Genomic DNA, 20,684 nt, shown 5'->3' with positions numbered 1-20,684 from the left:
GCCGCCAGCCAAGCTAGCTTGCTGAAGTCAGCTCGGCGAGCGCGGGGAGATCCGCGGGGGTCTTCAGCGCCAGGTTCGGGGTGCCCTTGAGCTCCCGCTTGGCGATGCCGACCAGGGTGCCCGCCGGCGGCAACTCTGCCACCGCGGAAACCCCTGCCGCACGGATCGTTTCGGTGCACAGGTCCCAGCGCACGGGGCGCGTGACCTGAGCAGCGAGCTTGTCGATCGCATCCTTGCCCGAGCTGACCGGCTGCCCGTCGAAGTTCGACAGCAGGGTCCGGACCGGCTCGTTCGGGACGATCTGGGCGATGGCCTCCGCCACCGCGTCCTGGGCGGGTGCCATGAACACGGTATGGAAGGCGCCGGCGACCGGCAGAGCACGGACGCGGGCCTTTTCGGGCGGGTTCGCGGCCAGGGCCTCGAGCGCCTCGAGCTTACCCGCGGCCACGATCTGACCCACCGCATTGCGGTTGGCCGGGACCAGGCCGAGTTCCTCGAGACGAGCGAGAACCTCCGCTTCGTCACCACCGAGCACCGCGGACATTCCGGTCGGCTCGAGCGCGCACGCCTTGGCCATCTCCGCACCGCGGATGGCGGCCAGGGTGACCGCGTCGTCGGCGGAGATGACTCCGGCGACGGCGGCGGCGGCGAACTCACCGACCGAGTGTCCGGCGACGACTGTATCGGCGGGCAGTGAATCCTGCGGGATTTCGGCGAAAGCCAGCAGGGCGGCCGCGACGACGAGCGGCTGGGTGACAGCCGTGTCGACGATTTCTTCGGCGGTCGCAGTCGTGCCCAACCGCAGCAGGTCCAGCCCCGCGGCCTTGCCCCACAGCGCGACGCGGTCCGCGGCGCCGGGAAGCTCCAGCCATGAGGTGAGCATGCCGGGTGTCTGTGAGCCCTGTCCGGGCGTGAGCAATGCGATCACGGGTTTAAGAAAACACTGTGAGGCGGCTCTCACGAGATGTCGGCGCGAATGAAGCTTCGTTGGCAGTTTTGTGAGGAGTCCACAAAAGACCACGTGGGTTGTCCGGATCGCCCCATCCTCGAATCTCGTTACACCCCATCCTTGGGCTCTGTGACGGGAGTCACGTCAGTGGCAGGAGTGGGTGATTCGTTACGGGTTCGTGTCAGCCGGCCTACTGTGGCCGCGATCCGTAACACATAGGCATCGCGCGGATTCATCGGATCCCGACCCGTGATGTCGCCGATCCGCTTGAGGCGATAGCGCACTGTATTTGGATGAACGAACAGCTGGCGGGCGCAGGTTTCGACGGCTCCACCGCAATCCAGATACGCGTCCAGCGTGTCCGACAAATCGGCGCTGGCGGCGGCCAACGGTAGCACGAGAAGCTCGTTCAGGGCGTCGATGGCGGCGCGGTCCCCGAGCAGGGCACGTTCGGGCAACAATTCGGACGCGTGCACAGGTCGGGGGGCTCCCCGCCAGCCCACCACGGCCTCCATCCCGGCCATCGCCTCCACCGAACTCACGTGCGCCGCGGACAGCGCGCGCATGGTCGGGCCGATCACCACCGGGCCCTCACTGAAGGCATCCGCCAGCAGATCCGCCAGAAACTGCGACGGATACATCGGGTCCCCGAGATGTCCGCTGACTACCATTACCAGCCGCGAACCCTGCACCACGGCGAGCGCGTTGCGGCCGTGCCGGGCGGCCACCGCATGTACGGAACTGACAACGGCCACCTGATCCTTGGGCGGAGTGCCCACGAGAACGGTGGCCGGTGCTGTCGCGTCCCAATTGAGGGTGGACGCGCGGGAGAGCATCTCCGGGCCGTTGTCGCCGCGCACCACGGCGTCGACGACCAAGGCTTCCAATCGGGTGTCCCACGCGCCGCGCGACTCCGCGGCCGAGGCGTACACCGAGGCGGCGGCGAATCCGAGCTCACGCCCGTAGCGCAGCACCGCCTCGGTCAACGCCACCAGCTGCCGGTCGTTGCGGGCCAGCGCCGGCAGCCACTGCTCGAAGAACTCCATGGCCACCCGGACCATGTCGACGGTCTGGCGCAGTGTCAGCCGCCGCGCCAGATCGTCCGGAATCACCTGGAAGGCATCGAGACTGAACCGGATGTCGGACTCCGGGTCCTGCAACCATTCCAGGAAGTTCACCACCGCCGTCTGCACCAGCATCTGCACCCCGGCCCGCTGGGCGGCATCCAGATTGGCGAAGAACGGCAACCGATCCTGCATCGAGGCCACGGCCTCGGTCGACAGGCGACCGGAGAACTGCTTGACCCGTTTCAGGAGGGTGTCCGGAAGCGGGTCGCGCGTCTGCCGATTCGGGGAGAGCGCGCCGGTCGGAAGATAGACCTCGTGGGAGGAGGTGCCCTCTTCGTTTATCCGGCGCGGCCTCGGCGGTTTACGTTCCACAGTTCTTATGTTCGGCTATGCGTCGCCGCCTTCGGTACCGGGTGCCGCCTTCGGCGCGGCGTTCACGTCGTCGACGCCGTACCGGCGGGCCGCCTCGGCCACCGTCGCCTGCGCGATCCGGCCCTGATTGGCCAGTCCCTGCAGCGCGGCCACCACGATGGACGCGGCATCCACATTGAAGACGCGGCGCGCGGCCGGGCGGGTGTCGGAGAAACCGAAACCGTCCGTGCCCAGGGTGATGTACTCGCCCGGCACCCACTGGCGGATTTGATCGGGCACCGCGCGCATCCAGTCCGAGGCCGCCACGAACGGGCCCTGCGCCTTGGACAGCACCTCGGTGATGTACGGCAGGCCCTGATCCTGGTCGGGGTGGCGCAGTTTCGCGATCTCCTTGGACAGCGCCTCCTTGCGGAGCTCGCCCCACGAGGTCACCGAGTAGACGTCGGCCTGCACGTTCCAGTCCTGGGCCAGCATCTCCTGGGCGCGCAGGCCGTCGGGCATGGTGACGCCCGCGACCAGGATGTTCGCGCGCAGGATTCCCGCCGAACCGGGCTGATAGAGGTAGATGCCCTTCAGCAGGCCCTCGACGTCGAGGCCCTCCGGCTCGGCCGGCTGTACATACGGCTCGTTGTAGAGGGTGATGTAGTAGAAGATGTCCTCGCCGCCGAACTCGTGGTGCACCGAGTGCGATTCGGGATCGGTGCCCGGCAGCGCCTCCTGATACCCGGTGGCCACGCCGCCGCCGTACATGCGGCGCATGCCGTCGCGCACGATGTGGGCGATCTCGAAGGAGAAGGCCGGGTCGTAGGCGACGCAGGCGGGATTGGTGGACGCCAGCAGCAGTGAATGACCGTCGTTGTGCTGCAGGCCCTCACCGGTCAGGGTGGTTCGCCCGGCCGTTGCTCCGAGCACGAAACCGCGGGCCATCTGATCCGCGGCCGCCCACAGGCCGTCGCCGGTGCGCTGGAAGCCGAACATCGAATAGAAGATGTAGAGCGGGATCATCGGCTCGCCGTGCGTCGAGTACGAGGTGCCGACCGCGGTGAAGCTGGCGGTCGAACCGGCCTCGTTGATGCCCTCGTGCAGGATCTGGCCGATGCTCGACTCTTTGTAGGCAAGCATCAATTCCGCGTCGACCGATGTGTACAACTGGCCGTTGCGGTTGTAGATCTTCAACGAAGGGAACCACGAGTCCATACCGAAGGTGCGGGCCTCGTCGGGGATGATCGGGACGATGCGCTTGCCGATCTCCTTGTCGCGCAACAGTTCCTTCATCAGGCGCACGAAGGCCATGGTGGTGGCCACGCTCTGTTTGCCCGAACCCTTGCGGACCGAACGGTAGGCCTCGTCGCCGGGAAGTTGCAGGGGCTTGGACATGGTGCGGCGCTCGGGGACGAAACCGCCGAGCTGGCCGCGGCGGGCCATCATGTACTGGATCTCGGGGGCGTCCATGCCGGGGTGGTAGTACGGCGGCAGGTACGGATTCGCCTCGAGCTCGGCGTCGGTGATCGGAATGCGCTGCACGTCGCGGAACGCCTTCAGATCGTCGAGGGTCATCTTCTTCATCTGGTGGGTGGCGTTGCGGGCCTCGAAGTGCTTGCCCAGGCCGTACCCCTTGATGGTCTTGGCGAGGATGACCGTCGGCTGGCCCTTGTGCGCCATGGCCGCGGCGTAGGCGGCGTAGATCTTGCGGTAGTCGTGGCCGCCGCGCTTGAGGTTCCAGACCTCGGAGTCCGACAGGCCCTTCACCAGTTCCTTGGTGCGCGGGTCGCGGCCGAAGAAGTGCTCGCGCACGTAGGCGCCGTCATTGGCCTTGTAGGTCTGGTAGTCGCCGTCGGGGGTGGTGTTCATCAGGTTGACCAGCGCGCCGTCGCGGTCGGCCTGCAGCAGCGAGTCCCACTCGCGGCCCCACACCACCTTGATGACGTTCCAGCCGGCGCCGCGGAAGAACGACTCCAGCTCCTGAATGATCTTGCCGTTGCCGCGGACCGGGCCGTCGAGGCGCTGCAGGTTGCAGTTGATGACGAAGGTCAGGTTGTCCAAGCCCTCGTTGGCGGCCACCTGGATCAGGCCGCGCGACTCCGGCTCGTCCATCTCGCCGTCGCCGAGGAACGCCCACACGTGCTGATCGGAGGTGTCCTTGAGGCCGCGGTCGTGCAGGTAGTGGTTGAAGCGGGCCTGATAGATGGCGTTCATCGGGCCCAGACCCATGGAGACCGTGGGGAATTCCCAGAAGTCCGGCATCAGGCGCGGGTGCGGGTACGACGAGAGGCCCGCGCCCGGACCTCCGTGGCTGTACTCCTGGCGGAAGCCGTCCATCTGATCCTCGGACAACCGGCCCTCGAGGAACGCGCGGGCGTAGATGCCGGGGGAGGCGTGGCCCTGGATGAACACCTGGTCGCCGCCGCCGGCGTGGTCCTTGCCGCGGAAGAAGTGGTTGAAACCGACCTCGTAGAGCGCCGCCGAGGACGCGTAGGTCGAAATGTGGCCGCCCACACCGATTCCCGGGCGCTGGGCGCGGTGCACCATGACGGCGGCGTTCCAGCGGATGTAGGCGCGGAAGCGGCGCTCCACCTCCTCGTCGCCGGGGAACCACGGCTCGTTCTCGGTGGGGATGGTGTTGACGTAGTCGGTGGAGGTCAGCGCGGGGATCGCGACGTGGCGTTCACCGGCGCGCTCCAGCAGGCGCAGCATGAGGTAGCGGGCGCGGCCGGGGCCCTCGCGGGTCAGCATTTCGTCGAAGGAGTCGAGCCATTCGCTGGTCTCCTCCGGGTCGATGTCCGGCAGGTATGACGCCACCCCCTCGCGAATCACTCGAACCCGGCCCCCCGCCGGGCTTTTGCGTGCCGATCCGCCCTGGGGTTCCTGTGACCCGTTGGTGGAGTTCGACGACGTAGGGTGCATCAAGTCGGTCAAGACGATTGCTCCTCGTACACATGGGGTGGGACATCTGGTGTGGCGTCAATACCCCGGGTAGCCGTTGGTGCGCGGCGTACCCGTTAACGATTGGTTGGGGCGCATCTCACATCCTTGCCGATGATGCGGCCCAGGTCATCATGTCAGCCGGAAATCCAGTACCGTGGCGCAGGGAACCGCGCCGCTCGCGACTGGTTCCATCACTTCCGGGCTGGATCGGGGAGGAACCGAGTGAAGCTGCTGAACCCGAGGGGGTTCGGATTGCTGTGCGCGTCCGCGGCGGTGGCGGCCGGACTGGCGCTGGCCGGGTGCACGAACACGGTCGAGGGTACCCCGACGGCGAATCAGGTTCAGGTGTCGTCGTACAAGGCCGACGCGGCCACCTCGGCGGCGGCGGCCAGCTCCTCGAAGGCGGCCGCGGCGAAGGCGAAGGCGACCGCGGACAACTGCGGTCCGTTCCGCAAGACCACCGGCACCCAGGTCGACCGCTACAACGAGTTCGTGGACGCGCACGACGCGAACGACGTGAGCGCGGCCGACAAGAACGCCAAGCGTGACACCGCGGCCCAGGCGCTCGAGGACGCGGCCAAGACGGTCGAGGCTCAGGTGACCGCGTCGGGGCCGGACCTGTCGCCGGAGGTGGCGCAGAAGTTCACCGACTACGTGTCCGCGGCCCGGGATCTGGCGGCGTCGGTGCGGAAGCTGACCACCAACTCCTCCGTCGCGCCGTTGAACGACGCGAGCCGGAAGGTCAACGACACGTTGACCGCGGTTCGCAATGCCTGTCCGGTCTGAACGCCGCTCCGGCTCGGAGCCCGATCGATCGGCCAGGTCGGAGGGGGTCCGGGCGGGCTGTCCACTGAGCCCCGGCGGTCTCACATACGACATTTAGGGTGCGATTTCGGCCGATCGGCTTGCGCTGGGGGCTTTTACCATGTTCGCTTGCAACTACCTATTGTCGGGAATTGAGGAGGACACCACCGTGGTCGCCGCGGCGGACGCGCAGAACTACGCTCAGAAGCTTGGCATTTCACACGACATGGTGGTTCAGGAACTGGGCTGGGACGAAGACGCCGACGACGCGCTTCGCTCCGACATCGAAGAGGCCACCGGATCCGAGCTGCTCGACGAGGACACCGATGAGGTAGTCGACGTCGTGCTGCTCTGGTGGCGGGACGGTGACGGCGACCTGGTCGATGAACTGCTCAATGTGATCACCCCGCTCGCCGATGACGGCGTCGTGTGGGTGCTCACGCCCAAGACCGGTCAATCCGGCCATGTCGATCCGAGTGAGATCGCCGAGTCGGCCACCCCCGCCGGCCTCACCTCGACCACTCCGGTCTCCCTGGGCACCTGGACGGGCACCAAGCTCACCCAGCCCAAGACACCCTCCAAGCAGCGCTGAGGCCTTCCACTAAGGTTTTCGGTGAACCGGGTGCACCCGGTGGATCGGCTCGTCCGATCCACCGGGTCGCACGCGGCGCCGCGTCGCACGCTGCGTCGCCACATCAGGATGGAGGGGAACGCATGCCGCTCGAGATCGGTACGCTCGCACCGGACTTCACGTTGAAGGACCAGAACAACCAGGAAGTCACCCTGTCGGGCTTCCGTGGTGAGAAGAACGTCCTCATCGTCTTCTACCCCCTCGCCTTCACCGGCATCTGCCAGGGCGAACTCTGCAAGGTCCGCGACGAACTCCCCAAGTTCCAGAACGACAACGCGGAAATCCTCGCCATCTCCGTAGGCCCCCCGCCCACCCACAAGATCTGGGCAGCCGAACAGGGCTACACCTTCCCCCTGCTCTCCGACTTCTGGCCCCACGGCGAGGTGGCCCAGGCCTACGGCGTCTTCAACGCCAAATCCGGCTACCCCAACCGCGGCACCTTCGTCGTCGACAAGGACGGCATCATCCGCTTCGCCGAAATGAACGGCCCGGGCGAGCCCCGTGACCAGCAGGCTTGGGAAAAAGCCCTCGCCACATTAGATTCATAACCCGTCGCCCGGCATGTTCGGGCGATCAGGGCGTATAGCTCAGTGGTAGAGCTCTGGTTTTACACACCAGCGGTCGGGGGTTCGAAACCCTCTGCGCCCACTCTGGGAGAAGCAGGTCACGGCCTCGGTCGTCATCGATTCACCGATAGGGATGACGCGCCGCTCGAAGTCCTTGGGAGGCTTCGGCCGTCGGCCGGCCTTGTCCCATGCCCACTCGGCCCCATGCCCACTCGACACCGAGCGCTCGCCGCCCGCCGGCATCGTGGTCTTTCACGGACATCGTCCGACACCCGCACCGCCGGCGGCCACGCGACGACACGCAGTCGAATCGCCGTAGATGGACGCGAATTCGGCGTTTCTTCCGCTGCTTCACAAGGATTCGATAGACCGGCGTATAGCCTCAACACCCGATTCTGTGCCCTGGGTCGCTCACATCGCAGGAAGGATCGGAAGAATTGCGGAGCCGACTGTTTGGATTGGCTGCAGCTTTGACAGGAACTCTCGTCATGATCGGAGGGGGCGTCGCGAACACGGCGCTACTCGCCAGGGCCGAACCCGTCGCGGCAGGTGACGACTTCTACTTGCCGCCACCGCTACCGCCTGTACCGGGAGCCATCGTGCGCGCGGAACCGGCGCAGGTGGCTCTCTCCGCACCGGGAATGCCCGGCGTCGTTCCGGCCGCCGCGACGCGGCTGATGTACGTCAGCAGCGACACCCACGATGCGCCGACGGCGGTCGTGGGCACCTACCTGCAGCCGACTGTGCCGTGGACCGGGCCAGGCGAGCGCCCGTTGATCGCGTACGCGGGAGGCACGAAGGGGCAGGGCAACCAATGCGCGCCGTCGAAACTGATGACGCAGATCGTGCAATACCAGCCTCCGGCCGACGTCACGTTCGAATACGACCTGCTGGCGATCACGTCCCTGCTCACCCGCGGAATGGCGGTGGTGGTCACCGACTATCACGGGCTCGGTACCCCTGACGTGCACGACTACCTCAATCGCAAGGCACAGGCCTACGCCCTGCTGGATGCGGCGCGCGCCGCGGTGCAATTGCCCGGTAGCGGCCTCAACCCCGGTACGCCGGTCGCTCTCTACGGATACTCCCAGGGCGGGATGGCCTCTGCGGGAGCGGCCGAGCTGCAGTCGAGCTACGCGCCGGAGCTGAATGTCCGCGGTGCCTACGTAGGCGGTCCGGTGGTCGATGACGAGTACTTCATCGGGTACAACGACGGACGATCCCTCATGGCGCCTGCCACCGCGTGGATCCTCAACGGCATCGCCGCCGACTATCCCGAAACCCGCCCGATTCTCGACGCCGAGCTCAATGACACCGGTAAGGCGATCCTGCACGAATCTCTGGGCAAGTGCGCTGTCCCGATCGGCTTGGCCCAGGCACATCCGAACACCTCCGAATGGACGACCAGCGGCGATCCGATCACCGCGGTCATCGATCGGAACCCCGCGCTGAGTTCGGCCTTCGCCGAACAGCGCCTCGGCACGCTTTCCCCGTCAGTACCGGTCCTCACCGCCTCGGCCATGCACGACGAAGGGGCGCCGTACGCGCCGGTGCGGGCGATGGCGGCGGCATGGTGTGGTGACGGAGTGCCTGTCCAGCTCGATGCCAACGCCGAGATCCCCTCCGTCTCCGGCATGGTGGGAACGCATGTGATGGCCTTTTTCCCGGCGCTGACAGTCTCACAGCAGTGGGTGACCGATCGGCTCGCCGGCGTGCCCGCCCCGAACAACTGCTGGGCGCTGCCCTGACCCTATGACGTTCGGGCCACGATGCCCGGTAGCCGCGATTCGGTGCTCTTGCCGATCCGGCTGCCGGGCATCTCGCGTTCGAGCGCAAGGTTGATTTGCCCGGTCAGTCCGTATTTTTGGCCGTTCCAGCAGAATTCGCGGTGGAAACCGCTAGCCTGGAGCGACGTTTGGGCCCAAACGATTTCGACCGCACACACTTTCGACCCAAGTGTTGTTCTGTTGAATCACGAGGCACATACACATGTCAATATTTCAGAATTCGAAGGCGCGCGACCCCAAGCGATACCTATGGATTCTGGGGCTGATCGCTCCGTCGTGCGCTGTGGTTCCATCGCAATTGGTAGCCCGCACCGGGCTCCCCATATTCTGGTGGATCGGTCCGGTTTTCGTGCTCGGCCTGATCCCACTGCTGGATCTCTCGGTCGGCGATGACGGGAGCAATCCACGCGACCAGGACTACCAGTCGTTGTCCAACGACCGGTATTACCGGTGGTGTACGTATCTTTTTCTGCCGCTGCAGTTCGCCGGGCTGTTCGTGGCAGGCTATCTGTGGGCTAGTCCCGAGCTGAGCGTAGCCGACAAGCTCGGATTGGCTGTGACGCTCGGATTCGTGTCGGGCATCGGCATCAATGCCGCCCATGAACTGGGGCACCGAGTCGAACACCTGGAACGCTGGCTCGCGAAGGTCGCACTGGCACAATCGTGTTACGGGCACTTCTTCGTCGAACACAATCACGGCCATCACGTGCGCGTGGCGACGCCCGAAGATCCGGCCAGCGCCCGCTTCGGCGAGTCCCTGTGGGGATTCCTGCCACGCAGTGCGACGGGTGGCTTCCGCTCCGCCCTGAAACTGGAGCGGGAACGACTGCACCGCAAAGGAAAACGTTGGCTCAGCCGAGACAATCAGCTCTTGCAGGCCTGGACGATGTCCGTCGCCCTGTGGGGCACCCTGATCGTCCTATTCGGCCCCGGCTTGATTCCGTATCTCGTAGTGCAGGCAATGCTGGGCGCCGGCCTGCTGGAAACTGTCAACTACATCGAGCACTATGGGCTGCTCCGCCCGCGCCGCGCCAACGGCAAGTACGAACGGTGCTCCCCCCGCGACAGCTGGAACAGTGATCGCCTCGTCACGAACATCTTGCTGTTCCACCTCCAACGCCACAGCGACCATCACGCCAACCCAGGCCGCCGCTACCAAACCCTGCGCAGCTCCGAACAGGCCCCACAACTCCCGGCCGGATACGCCACCATGATCCTGCTCGCCGTCGTTCCTCCACTCTGGCGCGCAGTCATGGACCACCGCGTCCTCGAGCACTACGGCGGCGACCTGTCCCTCGTGAACACACGCCGGCCACCATTGACTCGGGACCCGTCATCGCTAGCCAAGAACTAGCCGGACCAGGGACCACTGACTTTCACCAAGACTTGCGTCGCACGACGGCTCCCGGTGTGGGCAGTAGCGGCGGCGGCAGGTAGAAGTCGTCGCCCACCGCGACGGGTAAATCAGTGGATGAAACGCCGAATTCATGTCGGCCCACCGCGTGTCGTTATGGGATTGCCCCTCGTGTCGGCATTGCCAATTCGGGGATGTCTATGAATGACCTGTGCGCCCCTACGGGATTAGGAGTCGTCGGGTTGCGCAGGCGCGAGGGCTCGTTGATCGGGTGGCCGGCATCGGGCAGGCGAGCAGGTGAATCCCGGTCGCGGGGAGGACTGTTGGCCGATCAATGACACACGCGCATTTTGATGTGTTGCTGGAAGTTGGCCGATATAGTCGCGTCAGAACTCGGACTGGCTTGTCGAACAACGTGAACTATTCATGGAGGTCAGACACGTGCTTGGTCGTTTTTCTGTTTTCCTCCGCAGCGGGTCGGCGAAAGTTGTGGTTGCGCTGGGCGGTGTGGTTCTCGGGTTATCGATGACGACGACTGCTGCGGCGGATCCGATATATCCGATCCCCGATCCGGATCCGTTCTACGCCGCGCCGCCGGATCTGGCGGCACATCGGCCCGGTGATGTGCTCCGCACGCAGACACTGCCGCCGGTGGCCGTATTTCCCGGCGCCACCGTTACTCTGGTGCAATTCCGATCCACCAACTCCCAGGATGAGCCGATCGCGGCTACCACCACGGTCCTCACTCCGATCGGTCACCAGCCCGACGCGCCGTTGATGTCGTATCAGCACTTCATCAATGCGCTCGGCACCCGTTGCGCAGTGTCGCATCTGTTGTACTCCGACGATCCGAATCTCTTGGTGACGGCGTCGATTCTGAATGCGGTACTGGCGCAGGGCTGGAGCATTGCGCTGCCGGATCATCTCGGTCCGTACTTCGCATTCGGCGCGTCGCGTCTGGGTGGCCGGATCGTTCTGGACGGCGTCCGAGCGGTGAAACAGGTCCCGAAACTCGCTTCCCAGCAGAGTCCGATTACGTTGGCCGGCTACTCCGGCGGCGGCATGGCCACCGGGGCGGCGGCGGCGCTCCAACCGTCGTACGCGCCGGAGCTGAAACTCGCGGGCGCGGCCATCGGCGGTGCCCCGATGAACCTGGAGACGATGGTCGAGGCGTTGGGCTACGACCCGCACCCGGCCTTCGGGCTGGCCATGGCGGCGGCGATCGGCCTCGAGCGCGAATATCCGAGCCAACTGCCGATCAGCTCCTACCTCAACCAGCGTGGCTTGGCGATCCGCGATGGCATGGCCAATGACTGCACCAATCAGATCCTCGCCGAGGGCGTCGGCGGCAGCGCGGGGGCATTGATGACCGATGCCTCGAGCTTCAACGTCCGTGAAGGCCGGGAGGTGCTGCGGGAGAACAGCTTGGAACTCTTCGGCGAAGTGCCGCAAACACCGGTGTTCGAATGGCATTCACCTACCGACCCGCTGATTCCGGTCCAAGCGATCGACAACACCGACCGCCGGTGGTGTGCGGCCGGCGTTCCGGTGCAGACGCTGCACGTTCCCGCGCCCGAGCATCTGTCGGGAGCGGTGATGGGTGCCCCTGAGGTCCTGGCGTGGCTCAACGGCCGGGTTCGCGGCGAGCCGGCACCCAGTAACTGTTGACGGGTTGCCGTGACTTCACGGCCGGCGTTCTCACATGGTCCGGGCGGCCTGACAGGTCGCCCGGACCGGGCCGAGCAGACGGGATCGGGCGGCTCCGGCTTCCCGCCCCGGCGGGGCGGTCGGCCGAGCTCGACACTCTGACCGCCCGGTCTCGATGAGGTGCAATAGAGTCCATGCGAGACCGCAACAATCGTCTGGCCCGAAGCGCTGGGCCAGTCGGCGGCTTCCTCGCCGGTTACCGGACGGGTTATCGCTTCGAGCTGGGCTTGGCGATACGAAATCTCCTCTTCCCCCGCATCCCAATCGGGCAGTGGGCCCGACGTCTGCCCGGACGGTTGCCGATCCGGGACACACCCGAACCGCCGCAATCCGACACTTAGGCGGGCACCGAGGAGTAGCCGCTTCCCGGGCCGTTCAGTGGCTCCCGGCCTCATGGAGACACACGGTGACGGGACCCGTGCGCTAGAGAAGGCGCGGGTCCCGTTGTCCTCGAAGATCAGCCCTGCGGCTGGGAGAAGCGCAGGTGGTTGCCCCATGGGTCGGCGAAACCGCAGTCGCGCATGCCGTAAGGCTGGTCGATCAGCGGCTGCTCGATCGGGACGCCAGCCGCTTCGAGGCGCTTGAAGGTCGCGTCCACGTCCTCAGTGACGAAGATCAGGGTGCCCATGGCGCGGCTTTCCAGGCGGGCGCGGTTGGCTTGGACGGCAGCCTCGTTCGGGTTCATGGTGGGGGTTTCGAGGAGGAACTCGATGCCGGGCTGGGTGGCCGGGCCGAGGGTGAGCCAGCGGACGTCGCCGAAGAACGGCATGTCCTGGCGTACCTCGAGGCCGATCACGTCGCGGTAGAACTCCAGAGCTTGCTGCTGGTCGCCGACCAGTACGGCGACGTGGGTGAGTACGAGATCTTTTCCGGTGGTCATGGCTGTCCTTCTTCCTCGCGGTAACCGGGGTTCGTGGGTGCAGACGGGGCCGCACGCAGAAACTAATCGGTGCGACCGACAACGTCTCCGTGTGGACGATGAGACTGGCGTAGGCCGCCCGAAGATCCTCCGTTGATTTGGTTGAGCCACAGGCATTTCTGGGCCGCGCAGGGAGATTGCCGGTGTCGCCGACGGGAGTTCGGACGGGCCTGCGCGATTGTTGGCGTACCGGAACGAGTCAGTTGGCAGTGGGTATCTTGTCAAGGACGCTGGCGAACACTCCTGCGAGCATGATCAGGCCGAAGGCGAGCACTAGTGCAGCGACGCTCGTGCGTAGTTTGCCCAATGCCTCAGCGAGCTTGGCGAGAGCTTCGATGGGCTTTTCGACGAGGGCTTCAGCTCCCTGTTGTTCGAAGGCGCCGCCAGCACCTGGTTCGGACCGGTGCTCTTTCGCGACCGCATCGAGTGTTCTCAAAGCACTCTTTTGTGCGTCGAACTCTGAATGTGCGGCGTACGCGGAGTATCCGAGGAGCAGGGCTGCACCGATGAGGCAGAACCAAACGACAGTGGTGAGCATGGACGTCCTTCCACTAGAGCTTGCAGTTCGTCGCCCTCAGCTGTGTATCGATGTCCTGGATGAAGCTCATCATCGGCGGCGAAGCCCCGACGACGTGCCCCACGACGGTATTGGTGCCTGGTTCGAATACGGGTGCGCCGGAATCGCCTTTCCGGCTGCATTGCGTGCCGGTGAAGTACGTCTGTGCCCACATTCCCGTCACGGAGGGCACATACAGGGCGGGTGTGAATCCCATCGTGTAGCTCGTCCCGACCTTGGTAACCGCGCCACGGACTTCAACCTGCTGTGACGGCGCGGACCGTCCCAGGTTGACCGCGCTCGTCGCGGTGATACCAGCGTTCTTCGGATCGATCAGCGCCAAGTCGACACAGGGTGTCGGCGCGGATGCGCACGCCGGGTCCTGAGACCACACGACATTCCCCTGGTTCCGCTGAGAATCGTGGACCACTGCCTGGCCGCTGGAAGGGGCGACATGTCCGGCGGTTGTGATGAGGTCCTGTGCCCAAGTTCCTGGCGACCGAGGGTGCACGACGACACCAAAGGTCCCCGTCCGTGAGGGGCCGGTCACCGTTTCGACGGTGGCGAACTGGGGCTGTGGCTCGGTGATTGGTATTGCCCAGACGTCAGGGGTTCCCCCAAGAAGGTCCTCGATGAGATTGCCGATCTCCGATCGGTAATTCAGCCGCGTTGGGAAACCGGGGGCGGCGTCGTGGTCGACGACATATGTGTCGAGGTTTGTTGCATCGAGGAGCACGACCGCCTGGGTACGGTCCTCAACCCATACGAGTCCCGCACCGTAGACCGTGTCGAGCCCTTGCAATGGGCGGCGAGCTTCTTCGATTTCTCGCTCGCCGATGTCCTCGACGTTGTGGTCGGCCGCTTCCGCTATTCGCCGAATCGCGGTGTCTGCCCGGTATCGGAACAGTGCCTGGCTGAGATCCGCAGCCACGGTGACCGCGTAATCGTTGTCCCCGAACTCTGCGAGGCGCATGCATAGAAGGTTAGCCGCCTCCTATCCGACGGAGGCGGAATCTGCATCAACGAGCTGTGGCGTTGGTTTGGGGGCGCGGGATGTAGCCTGGGACTGTGGGGCGCCGTCGTCGGCGAATGTCCCCTCTCCCTTTACACCTGATGTGGTGCGGCCCGGATTTGGCCTTGGTTTGCTATCCGCCGAGGAAAAGGGAGCCGTGATGAGCACTGCAGCGGAACGGGCAGCCCAGCTGGATTTGGTGGCTCGACTCAAATCTTCGTACTCCGAGATTCCGGACGCGCCGACTCCCGATCTTCTGGATCACGAGCACTTGGCGGCCTATATGAAGACGGTGCATGACGTGGGCGGGGAGCCGGATGCGCCGATGAAGTACGAGAACAAGCAGTACGAGGTGTGGGAGCACAACACCTATGTGATTTGCGAGGTGCTCGCTTGGCGCGGGATCTGGCTGTCGGAGGAGCGGCGCCGGATGGGCAATGTCGACGTTGGTCGCGCGATCTACTTGGGGATTCCGTATTACGCTCGCTGGCTGCTGGCCGTGGCGCGCGTCCTGGTCGAGAAACACCACATCGGCCTCACCGAGTTGAGCGAGCGGATGGTCGAGGTCCAGGACCGTTATGCGGGTGGTCTCAACGGCAGGCCCATCGAGGCTCGCCCCAAGTTCGAGGGGGACGGTTCAGGGGTCGAACGGAACCGGCATCACATCGAGGCGGTGGGCAAGGGCGATCCACAGGTGTTCGCCGGGCGCGCCGGTGAACCGAAGTTCCGCGTCGGCGATACCGTGATGGTGCGCGAACTGCCGGCGCTGTTCTACACCCGGACGCCGGAGTACGTCCGCGGCGCCACCGGTGAAATCGCCTCTGTCGCTTATGAAAGCCCGGCGGCCGAGGACGAAACCTGGGACCGGCCCGACGCGAAACCGGAGTGGTTCTACGTCGTTCGGTTCAATCTCTCCGAATTGTGGTACGGCTACACCGGAACGAGCACCGACACCCTGCAAACCGAGCTGCCCGAGCGTTGGCTGAAAGGGATCGAATGACCGGCCATGATCACGACCATGACCATGACCATGCGCGCACGGTCGCGCCGATGGTCGACGAGATAACCGACTTCGAAGTCCTGGAGATCGCACTACGCGAACTGTGCATCGAGAAAGGCATCTTCACGGCCGAGGAGCACCGCCGCTTCACCGAATTCGCCGAGCAGATCGGACCCACCCCGGCCGCGCACCTGGTGGCCCGGGCGTGGCTCGACCCCGAGTTCAAAGCGCTCGCTCTCGCCGAACCGATGACCGCCAGCCGGGAAGTCGGCGTGGACTGGCTGGAACCCACGGGCTTCGGAACACCCAGCGATTTCACCGCATTCGAGATTCTCGAGGACACGCCGACCGTGCACAACGTGATCGTCTGCGCCTTGTGCTCGTGCTATCCACGCCCGATCCTCGGCAATTCCCCCGAGTGGTATCGCACGCCCAACTACCGGCGGCGTCTGGTCCGCTGGCCGCGCCAAGTGCTGTCGGAATTCGGTCTCGAACTGCCCGAGGGTGTTTCGGTGCGAGTGCAGGACTCCAACCAGAAACACCGGTTCATGGTGATGCCGCTGCGGCCGGAGGGAACCAACGGCTGGGACGAAGACCAGCTCGCCGACATCGTCACGCGCGACTGCTTGATCGGTGTCGCGATGCCCAAGGTGGGCGTGACGAGCAACGTCATCACCGACACGCGTCCGGCCATCCATCCGGTCGACTGAGGAAGCGGGCAATCGTGAGCACGGAAGAAATCTCGTCGCTGCAGAGCATCGTGGAACGAAACCAGGTCTGGCCACGGATGGCCGCCAAATACGGGGTCAGCAACCCGGTGCCGCCCTGGAAGACCAGCCTGGACGGTATGTGCGACGCCCTGGACAATGCCGCCTGCGCGGCGAATATCCCTGATTTCAAGGAGCGCCGCGACGAAGAGGACTCATTGTCGTCGACCCTCTACGCCGACCTGCCCTACCCGGAAAACCAGCTCGTCGCCTTGGCGCACTCGCTGGTGGTCCGCGGCGTCATCGACGAATCCGAACTCCGGGAACGCCTCGCCACCATCCGAGCCAGACTGGAAGCCTGACCACGGACGGTGAGCTGAGGATGTGACAACCCCATTCGGTTGGTCGGACGACTGCGGCGCTTCTTCGAGCCTGATCTCGACGTCATTGGCGAGATCTGTCGGGCGATTCCGCCGAATGGGGGTGACGGTGTTGCCAAGTACTTGCTGATATCCATAGTGGGGTGTCGCGGCCGGGCAAGAATCCGTAGTTTCCGGTATTTCTGCTGGTCGACTACTTACGGATGGGCGGTGGGGGTGGGGAGTACGTAGGGTGGCGCGTATGTCGAGGAATCCCTTCTTTGAGCGCAGTGTGCTGCCGTATGAGCTTCCGGAGTTCGCGGAGATCGGGGACGAGCATTATCTGCCCGCGTTCGAGCGGGGGATGGCGGAGCAGCTGGCCGAGGTTGCGGGGATCACGGCGGGACAGGGGGAGGTGACGTTCGCGAATACCGTTGAGGCGCTGGAGCTCTCGGGGCAGCTGCTGGGGCGGGTGTCGCGAGTGTTCTTCAATGTCGCGTCGTCGGATTCGACGGAGCGGACCGAGGCGATCGAGGCGGAGGTGTCGCCTCGGCTGGCGGCGCACGAGGACTCGATTCTGCTGGACGGGGAGCTCTTCCAGCGGATCGAGGAGCTGTACGAGCGGCGGGGGGAACTCGGGCTGGACGCGGAGCAGGTGCGGCTGCTGGAGCGGTATCGGCTGCGGTTCGTGCGGGCGGGGGCGCGGCTGGACGCGGGGCAGCAGGCCCGGTTGCGGGAGTTGAATGCCGAGCTCGCGTCGGCGTCGACGCTGTTCAAGAAGAACAATCTGGCCAACACCAACGCCGCGGCGCTGATTCTGGATCGGGCGGAACAGGTCGAGGGGCTCGCGGACGCGGCGGTGGCGGCCGCGGCCGAGAACGCGGCGGCGCTCGGGCACGCGGGGGCGTGGGCGTTGAGCTTGCAGAATGTGTCGAACCAGCCGGTGCTGGCCGAGTTGGCCGATCGCGACGTGCGGGAACGCATGATGGCGGCGTCACTGGGGCGCGGGTTCGGCGAGGGGGGTAATGCCGAGTTGGCGGTGCAGATGGCGGCGTTGCGGGCCGAGCGGGCGGCGCTGCTCGGGTACTCCGATCATGCGGCGTACGTCGTCGAGGATCAGACCGCGAAGACGGTGGACGCGGTGGAAGAGATGCTGGCGCAGCTCGTTCCGCCCGCGGTGGCCAATGCCGAGCGGGAACAGGGCGAACTCACCGCGGCCATGCGCGCGGCGGGCGACGACGACGAGCTTCGCTCCTGGGATTGGCAGTTCTGGTCGGAAAGGATTCGCGCGGAGCAATTCTCGGTCGACGCCGAGGCGCTGCGGCCCTATTTCGAGCTCGAACGGGTGCTGTGGGACGGCGTCTTCTTCGCGGCCGGTGAGGTGTACGGCGTCACCTTCCAGGAGCGCCCGGATCTGCTCGGCTATCACCCCGAAGTCCGGGTGTTCGAGGTCTTCGACGCCGACGGCTCCGGGCTGGGCTTGTTCCTCGGCGACTTCTTCGCCCGCCCGTCCAAGCGGGGCGGCGCGTGGATGAACAGCCTGGTCGGCCAGTCGACCCTGCTGGGCACGCGGCCGGTCGTCGTCAACAACCTCAATATCGTGAAGCCGCCGGAGGGCGAACCGGCCCTGCTCAGCTGGGACAATGTGCGCACCCTGTTCCACGAGTTCGGCCACGCGCTGCACGGGCTGTTCTCGGCCGTGCGGTACCCGTTCTTCTCCGGGACGGCGGTGCCCCGCGATTTCGTCGAGTTCCCGTCGCAGGTGAACGAGATGTGGATGTCGCGCCCGGAGGTGCTGGCCAACTACGCCAAGCACGTCGAGACCGGGGAGCAGATGCCCGCCGAGCTGGTCGAGCGCATGCTCGAGGCGGGACAGTTCGGTGAAGGCTTCCGGACGGTCGAATACCTGGCGGCCGCGCTGCTGGACTGGGCCTGGCACCGCCTGCCCGCCGGGGCCACCGACGGCGTCGACGCCGAAGCCTTCGAAGCCGAAGCCCTCGGCAAGGCGGGCGTCGCCCTGGCCGCGATCCCGCCGCGCTACCGCACCGCCTACTTCTCGCACATCTTCGCGGGTGGTTACGGCGCGGGCTACTACTCCTACATCTGGAGCGAGGTGCTGGACGCCGACACCGTCACCTGGTTCGAGGACGAGGCCGCGTCCATCCGCGACAAGGGCGAGGCGTTCCGCCGCGAACTGCTGTCCCGCGGCGGCGCGGTCGACCCGATGGCGGCCTTCGAATCCTTCCGAGGCCGCCCGCCGATCATCGAACCCCTGCTGACCCGGCGAGGCCTGACCGCCTGACCGGGCCGCATCGGCTCACATCGGGTAGATGGCGTGCTTGCGCGGGTTGAATTCCGGCTTCACCTTCGGCTTGTCGCGTAGCAGCCGCAGGGCGTGGCGGATTTCCAGGCGGGTCCGGGACGGTTCGATCACCGCGTCGATGTAGCCGCGTTCGGCGGCGATCCACGGCGTGGCGATCGTCTCGTTGTACTGGTTGACCATGAATTCGCGGGCCGCGGCGCGGTGTTCCTCCGGCATCGCCGCCAACTGGCGTTTGCCGAGCAGGTCGACCGCGCTGTCGGCGCCGATCACCGCGATGCGGGCGGTCGGCCACGCCAGGCTGATATCCGCGCCGACCTGCCGGGCCGCCATCATGCCGTAGGCGCCGCCGTAGGACTTGCGCACCACCAGGTTGATGATCGGGACGGTGGCCTCGATGATCGCCCGGGGCGTGCGACCGCCGCGGATGATCACGCCGGCCGCCTCCTCCGCGAGACCCGGCAGCACGCCCGGGGTGTCGGCGACGAACACCAGCGGGATATTGAACGCGTCGCACAGCCGGATGAAGTAGGTCGACTTGTCCGAGCAGGCGGCGTCGATCGAACCGCCCAGCACCAGAGGCTGATTGGCGATCACACCGACCGGATAGCCGTCGACGCGGGCGAACCCGGTGATGAGATTCGGCGCGAATGCCGCACGGATTTCATGGAATTCGCCGTCGTCGAAGAGGCGCAGCAGAATCTCGTGCATGTCGTAACCGGCGCGATCGGAATCCGGGATGATCGTGTCGAGTTCCAGGTCGTGCGCCGTAATCTCCGGCTCCAGGCCGGGATTCACGATCGGCGGCTGCTCGAGGCAGCTGGTCGGCATGTAGCTCAGGTAGTCGCGGGCCCACTTGTAGGCCTCTTCCTCGGTGTCGGCCACGTGGTGCAGGGTGCCGCGTTTGGCCTGCACTTCCGCGCCACCGAGTTCTTCGGCGCTCACGTCCTCGCCGTTGACGGCTTTGATCACGTCCGGCCCGGTGACGAACATGTAGGAATCCTTGGTGCCGATGAGCACGTCGGTATTGATGGGCCCGTACACCGATCCGGCGGCGCATTTCCCCAGAATGATCGACACCTGCGGCACATAGCCGGACAGCTTCTCCAGCACCCGGGAGATATCGCCGAACGAGGCGATGGAACCCACCGCGTCCTGGATGCGGGCACCGCCGGAATCGTTGATCGTCACCACCGGGCACGCGGTGTCGAACGCGAATTGCAATGCCCGCATGAACTTCTGCGCCGACGTCACCCCGACCGACCCGCCGTACACGGTCTGATCATGCGAGATCACCACCACCGGACGGCCCCCGATCAGCCCGCGACCGGTCACCAGCCCGTCACCGTACAGTGCGTCCGCTTGACCCGGCTGGCGAGCCAGCGCCCCGGTCTCGATGAACGTCCCGGGATCGAGCAGCATGGTCACCCGCTGCCGAACGCTCGGAATTCCCTTCTTCTCCCGTTTGACGATCCCGGCTTCCCCCGCCGGTTCCGCCGCGATCTCCAGGATCTTTGCCAGTTCATCGAGCTTCGCCCGCGTACCGATCACTTAGTGCCACCTTCTGAGCCGAACCGTTGTGCGCCAGCGAGGTTAATCGGTATCGCCCCGAAACGGGGGCCCACCTTTTCCTCGGCACGGCAGTCGGA

17 protein-coding genes and 1 tRNA gene are annotated in these 20,684 nt (G+C 65.7%); 11 read left to right on the top strand and 7 right to left on the bottom strand.

Annotation, left to right across the window (positions count from 1 at the left end; genetic code table 11):
- Positions 1-13 precede the first annotated feature (13 nt).
- From ACQPYY_RS24985 to aceE, 3 genes are all read right to left on the bottom strand, one after another.
- Positions 14-928: an ACP S-malonyltransferase gene (locus tag ACQPYY_RS24985; protein ID WP_357098108.1), complete on the bottom strand. Its 915-nt coding sequence runs from the start codon at positions 926-928 to the stop codon at positions 14-16.
- A gap of 128 nt (positions 929-1,056) precedes the next feature.
- On the bottom strand, positions 1,057-2,358 hold the full coding sequence (locus ACQPYY_RS24980) for a PucR family transcriptional regulator (RefSeq protein WP_433594726.1): 1,302 nt from the start codon (positions 2,356-2,358) through the stop codon (positions 1,057-1,059).
- A gap of 45 nt (positions 2,359-2,403) precedes the next feature.
- The gene (gene aceE, locus ACQPYY_RS24975) at positions 2,404-5,304 is read right to left on the bottom strand and encodes a pyruvate dehydrogenase (acetyl-transferring), homodimeric type (RefSeq protein ID WP_379095191.1); all 2,901 of its coding nucleotides are present in this window, start codon (positions 5,302-5,304) and stop codon (positions 2,404-2,406) included.
- Between the two features lie 231 nt (positions 5,305-5,535).
- Between aceE and ACQPYY_RS24970 the strand changes: the two genes are divergently transcribed.
- The 7 genes from ACQPYY_RS24970 (at position 5,536) to ACQPYY_RS24940 (ending at position 12,123) form a co-directional block, all read left to right on the top strand.
- Positions 5,536-6,099 (top strand): hypothetical protein, encoded by a 564-nt coding sequence (locus tag ACQPYY_RS24970; protein WP_379095194.1) that lies wholly within the window; start codon positions 5,536-5,538, stop codon positions 6,097-6,099.
- Positions 6,100-6,286: 187 nt separating this feature from the next.
- On the top strand, positions 6,287-6,709 hold the full coding sequence (locus ACQPYY_RS24965; protein ID WP_357098200.1) for a DUF3052 domain-containing protein: 423 nt from the start codon (positions 6,287-6,289) through the stop codon (positions 6,707-6,709).
- A gap of 122 nt (positions 6,710-6,831) precedes the next feature.
- Positions 6,832-7,296, top strand: coding sequence for a peroxiredoxin (locus ACQPYY_RS24960; protein WP_433591203.1), 465 nt, complete (start codon positions 6,832-6,834; stop codon positions 7,294-7,296).
- Positions 7,297-7,324: 28 nt separating this feature from the next.
- Positions 7,325-7,396 (top strand) — tRNA-Val (locus tag ACQPYY_RS24955).
- A gap of 406 nt (positions 7,397-7,802) precedes the next feature.
- Positions 7,803-9,062, top strand: a complete 1,260-nt coding sequence (locus ACQPYY_RS24950) for a lipase family protein (protein WP_433591202.1) — start codon at positions 7,803-7,805, stop codon at positions 9,060-9,062.
- A gap of 241 nt (positions 9,063-9,303) precedes the next feature.
- Complete coding sequence (locus tag ACQPYY_RS24945) at positions 9,304-10,455, top strand: alkane 1-monooxygenase (protein ID WP_433591201.1); 1,152 nt, start codon at positions 9,304-9,306, stop codon at positions 10,453-10,455.
- A 426-nt stretch (positions 10,456-10,881) separates the two neighbouring features.
- Positions 10,882-12,123 (top strand): lipase family protein, encoded by a 1,242-nt coding sequence (locus ACQPYY_RS24940; RefSeq protein WP_433591200.1) that lies wholly within the window; start codon positions 10,882-10,884, stop codon positions 12,121-12,123.
- Between the two features lie 496 nt (positions 12,124-12,619).
- Here the strand turns inward: ACQPYY_RS24940 and ACQPYY_RS24935 are convergent, their stop codons facing one another.
- The 3 genes from ACQPYY_RS24935 to ACQPYY_RS24925 all read right to left on the bottom strand — a co-directional run bounded on the left by ACQPYY_RS24935 (position 12,620) and on the right by ACQPYY_RS24925 (position 14,610).
- Positions 12,620-13,042: a VOC family protein gene (locus ACQPYY_RS24935; RefSeq protein WP_433591199.1), complete on the bottom strand. Its 423-nt coding sequence runs from the start codon at positions 13,040-13,042 to the stop codon at positions 12,620-12,622.
- 238 nt (positions 13,043-13,280) lie between these two features.
- Positions 13,281-13,619, bottom strand: coding sequence for a hypothetical protein (locus ACQPYY_RS24930; protein ID WP_379095239.1), 339 nt, complete (start codon positions 13,617-13,619; stop codon positions 13,281-13,283).
- Between the two features lie 13 nt (positions 13,620-13,632).
- A complete protein-coding gene (locus ACQPYY_RS24925) occupies positions 13,633-14,610 on the bottom strand; it encodes a hypothetical protein (RefSeq protein ID WP_433591198.1) in 978 nt (325 codons plus the stop codon).
- 199 nt (positions 14,611-14,809) lie between these two features.
- Between ACQPYY_RS24925 and ACQPYY_RS24920 the strand changes: the two genes are divergently transcribed.
- The 4 genes from ACQPYY_RS24920 (at position 14,810) to ACQPYY_RS24905 (ending at position 19,017) form a co-directional block, all read left to right on the top strand.
- Positions 14,810-15,649, top strand: coding sequence for an SH3-like domain-containing protein (locus ACQPYY_RS24920; RefSeq protein ID WP_433591197.1), 840 nt, complete (start codon positions 14,810-14,812; stop codon positions 15,647-15,649).
- Positions 15,646-16,359, top strand: coding sequence for a thiocyanate hydrolase subunit gamma (gene scnC, locus ACQPYY_RS24915; protein ID WP_379095248.1), 714 nt, complete (start codon positions 15,646-15,648; stop codon positions 16,357-16,359). The genes ACQPYY_RS24920 and scnC overlap by 4 nt, the downstream gene beginning before the upstream one ends.
- A gap of 77 nt (positions 16,360-16,436) precedes the next feature.
- A complete protein-coding gene (locus tag ACQPYY_RS24910; RefSeq protein WP_379095880.1) occupies positions 16,437-16,718 on the top strand; it encodes a thiocyanate hydrolase in 282 nt (93 codons plus the stop codon).
- 259 nt (positions 16,719-16,977) lie between these two features.
- Complete coding sequence (locus ACQPYY_RS24905; RefSeq protein WP_433591196.1) at positions 16,978-19,017, top strand: M3 family metallopeptidase; 2,040 nt, start codon at positions 16,978-16,980, stop codon at positions 19,015-19,017.
- Positions 19,018-19,032: 15 nt separating this feature from the next.
- Here the strand turns inward: ACQPYY_RS24905 and ACQPYY_RS24900 are convergent, their stop codons facing one another.
- Positions 19,033-20,586, bottom strand: a complete 1,554-nt coding sequence (locus ACQPYY_RS24900; protein WP_379095253.1) for an acyl-CoA carboxylase subunit beta — start codon at positions 20,584-20,586, stop codon at positions 19,033-19,035.
- Between the last annotated feature and the right edge of the window lie 98 nt (positions 20,587-20,684).

The sequence above is a fragment of the Nocardia sp. CA-145437 genome, from assembly GCF_050956485.1.
In the GTDB taxonomy this organism is placed as follows: domain Bacteria; phylum Actinomycetota; class Actinomycetes; order Mycobacteriales; family Mycobacteriaceae; genus Nocardia.
Note: the sequence above shows the minus strand (reverse complement) of the source record. Positions and strands in the feature narration are given on the sequence as shown.

What these genes read in the sequence shown, in the direction of transcription:
- ACQPYY_RS24905 (WP_433591196.1), top strand. Translation starts at nt 16,978, where the DNA reads ATGTCGAGGAATCCCTTCTTTGAGCGCAGTGTGCTGCCGTATGAGCTT.
- scnC (WP_379095248.1), top strand. Translation starts at nt 15,646, where the DNA reads ATGACCGGCCATGATCACGACCATGACCATGACCATGCGCGCACGGTC.
- ACQPYY_RS24960 (WP_433591203.1), top strand. Translation starts at nt 6,832, where the DNA reads ATGCCGCTCGAGATCGGTACGCTCGCACCGGACTTCACGTTGAAGGAC.
- ACQPYY_RS24930 (WP_379095239.1), bottom strand. Translation starts at nt 13,619, where the DNA reads ATGCTCACCACTGTCGTTTGGTTCTGCCTCATCGGTGCAGCCCTGCTC.
- ACQPYY_RS24940 (WP_433591200.1), top strand. Translation starts at nt 10,882, where the DNA reads ATGGAGGTCAGACACGTGCTTGGTCGTTTTTCTGTTTTCCTCCGCAGC.
- ACQPYY_RS24950 (WP_433591202.1), top strand. Translation starts at nt 7,803, where the DNA reads ATGATCGGAGGGGGCGTCGCGAACACGGCGCTACTCGCCAGGGCCGAA.
- ACQPYY_RS24925 (WP_433591198.1), bottom strand. Translation starts at nt 14,610, where the DNA reads ATGCGCCTCGCAGAGTTCGGGGACAACGATTACGCGGTCACCGTGGCT.
- ACQPYY_RS24920 (WP_433591197.1), top strand. Translation starts at nt 14,810, where the DNA reads ATGAGCACTGCAGCGGAACGGGCAGCCCAGCTGGATTTGGTGGCTCGA.
- ACQPYY_RS24945 (WP_433591201.1), top strand. Translation starts at nt 9,304, where the DNA reads ATGTCAATATTTCAGAATTCGAAGGCGCGCGACCCCAAGCGATACCTA.
- ACQPYY_RS24910 (WP_379095880.1), top strand. Translation starts at nt 16,437, where the DNA reads ATGGCCGCCAAATACGGGGTCAGCAACCCGGTGCCGCCCTGGAAGACC.
- ACQPYY_RS24935 (WP_433591199.1), bottom strand. Translation starts at nt 13,042, where the DNA reads ATGACCACCGGAAAAGATCTCGTACTCACCCACGTCGCCGTACTGGTC.